We start from the raw sequence: 5,578 nt of genomic DNA, 5'->3' as shown, positions 1-5,578 counted from the left end.
CTAAAGCCCATGCGCGCCGGCGGCAGCAGTGCGTCGAGGATACGATCCTCGGCAGCGTCTTCGGCGCGATGACGCACACGAGTCATTTCCTGCTCGCGAAGCATCTTGATCGCGGCGTCGGCCAGATCACGGATGATCGATTCGACGTCACGACCGACGTAGCCGACTTCGGTGAACTTGGTCGCTTCGACTTTGATGAATGGCGCGTTGGCCAGTTTCGCCAAACGACGGGCGATCTCGGTTTTACCGACACCGGTCGGGCCGATCATCAGGATGTTTTTCGGGGTCACTTCAACGCGCAGCTCTTCAGGCAGCTGCATGCGGCGCCAGCGGTTGCGCAAGGCAATCGCGACGGCGCGCTTGGCATCGTCCTGGCCGATGATATGGCGGTTGAGTTCGTGGACGATTTCGCGGGGAGTCATGGACATAGTAATTGACGGTCCTCAAGCAGAAACAAGCCGTGGCACAGGGGCCGTATCAGGCTTCTTCAGCGAGATCCTGCTCCTCAATGGTCTGAGTGTGGTTGGTGAATACGCAGATGTCGGCAGCGATGCCCAGTGCGGTTTCGACGATTTCACGGGCCGACAGGTCGGTCTTTTTCAACAGCGCGCTGGCCGCAGCCTGGGCGTAACCGCCACCGGAACCCATGGCGATCAGGCCATTCTCGGGTTCGACCACGTCGCCGTTGCCGGTGATGATCAGGGATGCGTCCTTGTTGGCGACCGCGAGCATGGCTTCGAGGCGGCTCAGGGAGCGGTCGGTGCGCCATTCTTTGGCGAGTTCGACGGCGGCGCGGATCAGGTGGCCCTGATGTTTCTCGAGTTGGCCTTCGAAACGTTCGAACAGGGTAAAGGCGTCGGCGGTGGCACCGGCGAAACCGGCGATGACCTGGCCGTGGTACAGGCGACGCACCTTTTTGGCGTTGCCTTTCATCACGGTATTGCCGAGAGAAACCTGGCCGTCGCCGCCCATGACGACTTTGCCGTGGCGGCGGACTGAAACGATGGTGGTCAAGGGAAGAGTCTCCACGCAGCGGGGCGAAAATGCCTTATGCCCATTCATATGGGGGTGCTGGAGAGGATTTCAACCGGGGAGGGTGCGGAGGGACGAACGGCGCCGGGCAGATCAGAATTTTGTGGTGCTGGTTATGACGCCTTCGCGAGCAAGCTCGCTCCCACAGGGACAGCGCATAGCCTGTGGGAGCGAGCCTGCTCCGGGCGGCGTTCCGACGAAGAACGATGACACGGTGACTCTGACGAAATCAGCGGCTCTGGCGTTGTTGTAACAACAGGTTGCTGAAGCCGGCGCCGGCCAGTTGTTTCTGGGCCGTAGTCAGTTGTTCGCGGTTGCTGAACGGGCCGACCAATACGCGGTACCAGGTCTCATCCTTCACGGTGCCGGACTCAACCGCCACGGCCTGGCCGAGCAGAATGATCTGTGCACGGACCTTGTCGGCATCCGCCTCTTTGCGGAACGAACCCGCCTGGAGGAAGAATTTGGTCACGGGCGCCGCTTTGCTCACGGGTGGCGCTGGCGGCGGGGTGATCCCGGCCAGTGCTGCCTGCGCGCGCGCGGTGTCGATCTTCGCCGCTTCCGCAGGGGTGACCGGCGTCGTCGGGATCGCCGGTACTTGCGGCGTCGGCAGGGTTTTCTCCGGCACGGCGTCCGGCGGCACGATCACTTCCGATTCCGGCAGCAAGGTGTAGAAGTCGTACTTCGGCTTCACCGGTTGCGTCGGGCTCGGCGGGGTCTTGTTGGCCTCGGCGATCTTCGACGCTTTCTGCTGCTGCGCCTGTTCGACCTTCTCGCGCTTGACCGTGTCGCTGCCCTTGCCCGGCTCCAGTTTCATCAGGAACACGATGAACGCGCCGACCGTCAGGCCGATGGCCATCCACAGCCAACCCGGAATCGGTTGCTTCGCAGGAGCTTGGTAACGGCTGGCGCCACGCTTGGGTGCAGGTTTTTTCTTGGCAGCCAACTTACATACGCTCCAGAGTTTCCAGGCCCAACAGTTCCAGGCCTTGCTTGAGAGTACGACCGGTCAGCGCGGCCAGACGCAGACGGCTCTGCATCTGGGCCGGCGTTTCGGCGGCGAGGATCGGGCAGTTCTCGTAGAAGCTGGAGAACAGACCGGCAACGTCGTACAGATAGGTGCAGAGAATGTGCGGCGTACCTTTGTCGGACACGTTGTTCAGCACTTCGCCGAACTGCGCCAGTTTCGCCGCCAGCTCTTGCTCGTGCGCGGCTTCCAGCACGATCTGGCCATCGACTTCGCTGAAGTCCTTGCCCAGTTTGCGGAACACCCCGGCCACACGGGTATAGGCGTACAGCAGGTACGGCGCGGTATTGCCTTCGAAGTTGAGCATCAGGTCGAAGTTGAAGCTGTAGTCGCTGGTGCGGTGTTTCGACAGGTCGGCGTATTTCACCGCACCGATGCCGACCACCTTGGCGATGTTGCGCAGTTCGTCTTCGGCCAGTTCCGGGTTCTTTTCTTTCACCAGGTTGTAGGCACGTTCCTGCGCTTCGGTCAGCAGGTCGATCAGCTTCACGGTGCCGCCATCACGGGTCTTGAACGGACGGCCGTCGGCGCCGTTCATGGTGCCGAAGCCCATGTGTTCCATCTCCATCGGATGGGTCACGAAACCGGCCTTGCGCGCCACGGCGAACACTTGCTGGAAGTGCAGGGCCTGACGCTGGTCGACGAAGTACAGCGCGCGGTCGGCCTTGAGCTTGCCGCTGCGGTAGCGCACAGCCGCCAGGTCAGTGGTGGCGTACAGGTAGCCGCCGTCGGCCTTGACGATGATCACCGGCAGCGGGTCACCGTCGGCGTTCTTGAACTCGTCGAGGAACACGCACTGGGCGCCGTTGCTCTCGACCAGCATGCCGGCGGCTTTCAGGTCGTTGACCACATTGATCAAGTCGTCGTTGTAGGCGCTTTCGCCCATCACGTCGGCCATGGTCAGTTTGACGTTGAGCAGTTCGTAGATCTTCTGGCAGTGCGACAGCGAGATGTCCTTGAACTTGGTCCACAGTGCCAGGCACTCGGCGTCGCCGGCCTGCAGCTTGACCACCAGGCCACGGGCGCGGTCGGCGAACTCTTCGGACTCGTCGAAACGCTGCTTGGCGGCGCGGTAGAAGTTTTCCAGGTCAGACAGCTCGTCGCTGGTGATCGGGTTTTCCTGCAGATAAGCCATCAACATGCCGAACTGGGTGCCCCAGTCGCCGACGTGGTTCTGGCGGATCACTTCGTCGCCGAGGAATTCCAGCACGCGGGCCACGCCGTCGCCGATGATGGTCGAGCGCAAGTGGCCGACGTGCATCTCTTTGGCCAGGTTCGGCGCCGACAGGTCAACCACGGTGCGCTGCGCCGGGCCGGCCTTGCGCACGCCGACGTGAGCGTCGGCCAGGGCGGCATCGAGACGATTGGCCAGGGCCTGGGTGTTCTGGAAGAAATTGATGAAGCCCGGACCGGCGATTTCGGCCTTGGTGACGTTTTCGTCGGCCGGCAGCGCGGCGATGATTTTTTCCGCCAGATCGCGCGGCTTCATGCCCGCAGGCTTGGCCAGCATCATTGCGATGTTGCTGGCGAAGTCGCCGTGGGTCTTGTCGCGGGCGTTCTCCACCTGAATCGCCGGCGACAGGCCTTCAGGCAACACACCTTCGTTGACGAGTTGGGTGAGGGCTTGTTGGATCAGCTGGCGAATGGTGTCTTTCATGGTCTTCTCTTTCGACCGCAAGCGCGGCGGCGCATCAATGCGCGGGTGGAAAAACTGGGCATTATCCGTTGCGAAGACGGGCTTGCCAACCTTAGCAGGCCGCTTATGGATATGTGGTGACATCAAAGGCAAAAGATCGCAGCCTGCGGCAGCGCCTGCAGGTAATTGCCTATTCCTCTGCAGGCGCTGCCGCAGGCTGCGATCTATTGAGCTTCAGTACAAATCGACCGGATCAACATCCAGCGACCAGCGCACCGCCCGCCCGCTCGGCATCTGCTCCAGCACCAGCAACCAACTGGCGAGCAACCGATGCAGGGGCGCCCGTGCTGTCGCCTGCAGCAACAACTGCGCGCGATAGCGCCCGGCCCGCCGTTCCATCGGCGCCGGCACCGGCCCGAGCAGCTCAATCCCGCTCAGATGCTGCTCGGCCAGCAAGCGTTCGGCCTCGCTGCACGCTTCATCGAGAAAGCCTTCAGCCTGCCCCGGCTTGTGCGCTTCGGCACGCAACAGCGCCAGATGCGCAAACGGCGGCAGCCCCGCAGCGCGGCGCTCACTCAGGGCCTGCTCGGCAAAGGCGAAGTAACCCTGCTCGGTCAACTGCACTAATAAAGGATGGTCGGCCAGGTGTGTCTGGATGATCACCTTGCCCGGCTCTTCTGCCCGCCCGGCGCGCCCGGCCACCTGCACGATCAACTGCGCCATACGCTCACTGGCGCGGAAGTCGCCGGAGAACAGGCCGCCATCGGCATCGAGGATCGACACCAGCGTGACGCGCGGAAAATGGTGCCCCTTGGCCAGCATCTGCGTGCCGACCAGAATGCACGGCTGCCCCTTCTGGATCGTCGCGAACAACTGATTCATCGCGTCCTTGCGCGAGGTGCTGTCGCGATCGACCCGCAGCACCGGGTAATCGGGAAACAGAATCGCCAGCCGCTCTTCGGCCCGCTCGGTGCCGGCGCCCACCGGGCGCAGATCGACCTTGTTGCATTTCGGGCACTGGCGCGGCGTGCGTTCGACATAACCGCAGTGATGGCAGCGCAGTTCGCCGTAGCGTTGGTGCACGGTCATCCGCGCGTCACAGCGCGAACACTCGGACATCCAGCCGCAATCGTGGCACAGCAACGTCGGGGCGAAACCGCGACGGTTGAGGAACACCAGCACTTGTTGGCCATTGGCGAGGGTCTGGCCGATGGCTTGCTGCATCGGCCCGGAAATGCCGCTGTCCAGTGGACGGCTTTTCACATCCAGCCGCAAGAAACGGGGTTGCTTGGCACCGCCGGCACGTTCATTCAGGCGCAGGAGCCCATACCGTCCGGTGTAGGCGTTGTGCAGGCTTTCCAGCGAAGGCGTGGCGGAGCCGAGGACGATCGGGATGTTTTCCTGCCGTGCGCGTACCAGCGCCAGATCCCGGGCGTGGTAGCGCAAACCTTCCTGCTGCTTATAAGAGCCGTCGTGCTCTTCGTCGATGATGATCAGCCCCGGGTTCTTCATCGGGGTGAACAGCGCCGAGCGGGTGCCGATAATAATGTCGGCCTCGCCATCACGGGCCGCGAGCCAGGCGTCAAGGCGTTCGCGGTCGTTGACGGCCGAATGCAGCAAGGCGATGCGCGCATTGAAACGCTGTTCGAAGCGCGCCAGGGTTTGCGGGCCGAGGTTGATCTCCGGGATCAGCACCAGCGCCTGTTTGCCGGCTTCGAGGGTTTCGCGGATCAGCTGTAAATAGACTTCAGTCTTGCCGCTGCCCGTGACCCCGGCCAGCAGAAAAGCGTGATAGCTGTCGAACCCGGCCCGGATCGCTTCGTAAGCGGCGCGTTGTTCGGTGTTGAGTGGCAACTCCGGCTGGGCCAGCCAGTGCTCATGAC

5 protein-coding genes are annotated in these 5,578 nt (G+C 62.7%); all 5 read right to left on the bottom strand.

Translation table 11 applies throughout. From position 1 onward, the window contains the following. Positions 1-428 (bottom strand): AAA family ATPase (locus tag DBR24_RS28660; protein ID WP_128616380.1); only part of this gene is annotated, 428 nt, incomplete at its 3' end. 49 nt (positions 429-477) lie between these two features. After that, a complete protein-coding gene (gene hslV / locus DBR24_RS28655; protein WP_003220875.1) occupies positions 478-1,014 on the bottom strand; it encodes an ATP-dependent protease subunit HslV in 537 nt (178 codons plus the stop codon). A 247-nt stretch (positions 1,015-1,261) separates the two neighbouring features. Next, positions 1,262-1,978, bottom strand: coding sequence for an SPOR domain-containing protein (locus DBR24_RS28650; protein WP_123470742.1), 717 nt, complete (start codon positions 1,976-1,978; stop codon positions 1,262-1,264). A gap of 1 nt (position 1,979) precedes the next feature. Beyond that, complete coding sequence (argS, locus tag DBR24_RS28645) at positions 1,980-3,716, bottom strand: arginine--tRNA ligase (RefSeq protein WP_128616379.1); 1,737 nt, start codon at positions 3,714-3,716, stop codon at positions 1,980-1,982. A 213-nt stretch (positions 3,717-3,929) separates the two neighbouring features. After that, the coding region (locus DBR24_RS28640) for a primosomal protein N' (RefSeq protein WP_256591939.1) at positions 3,930-5,578 on the bottom strand (1,649 nt) is incomplete at its 5' end.

The sequence above is a fragment of the Pseudomonas sp. HMWF006 genome, assembly GCF_003061205.1.
Classification (GTDB): Bacteria; Pseudomonadota; Gammaproteobacteria; order Pseudomonadales; family Pseudomonadaceae; genus Aquipseudomonas; species Aquipseudomonas monsensis.
This window is presented reverse-complemented; position numbering and strand designations above follow the sequence as displayed.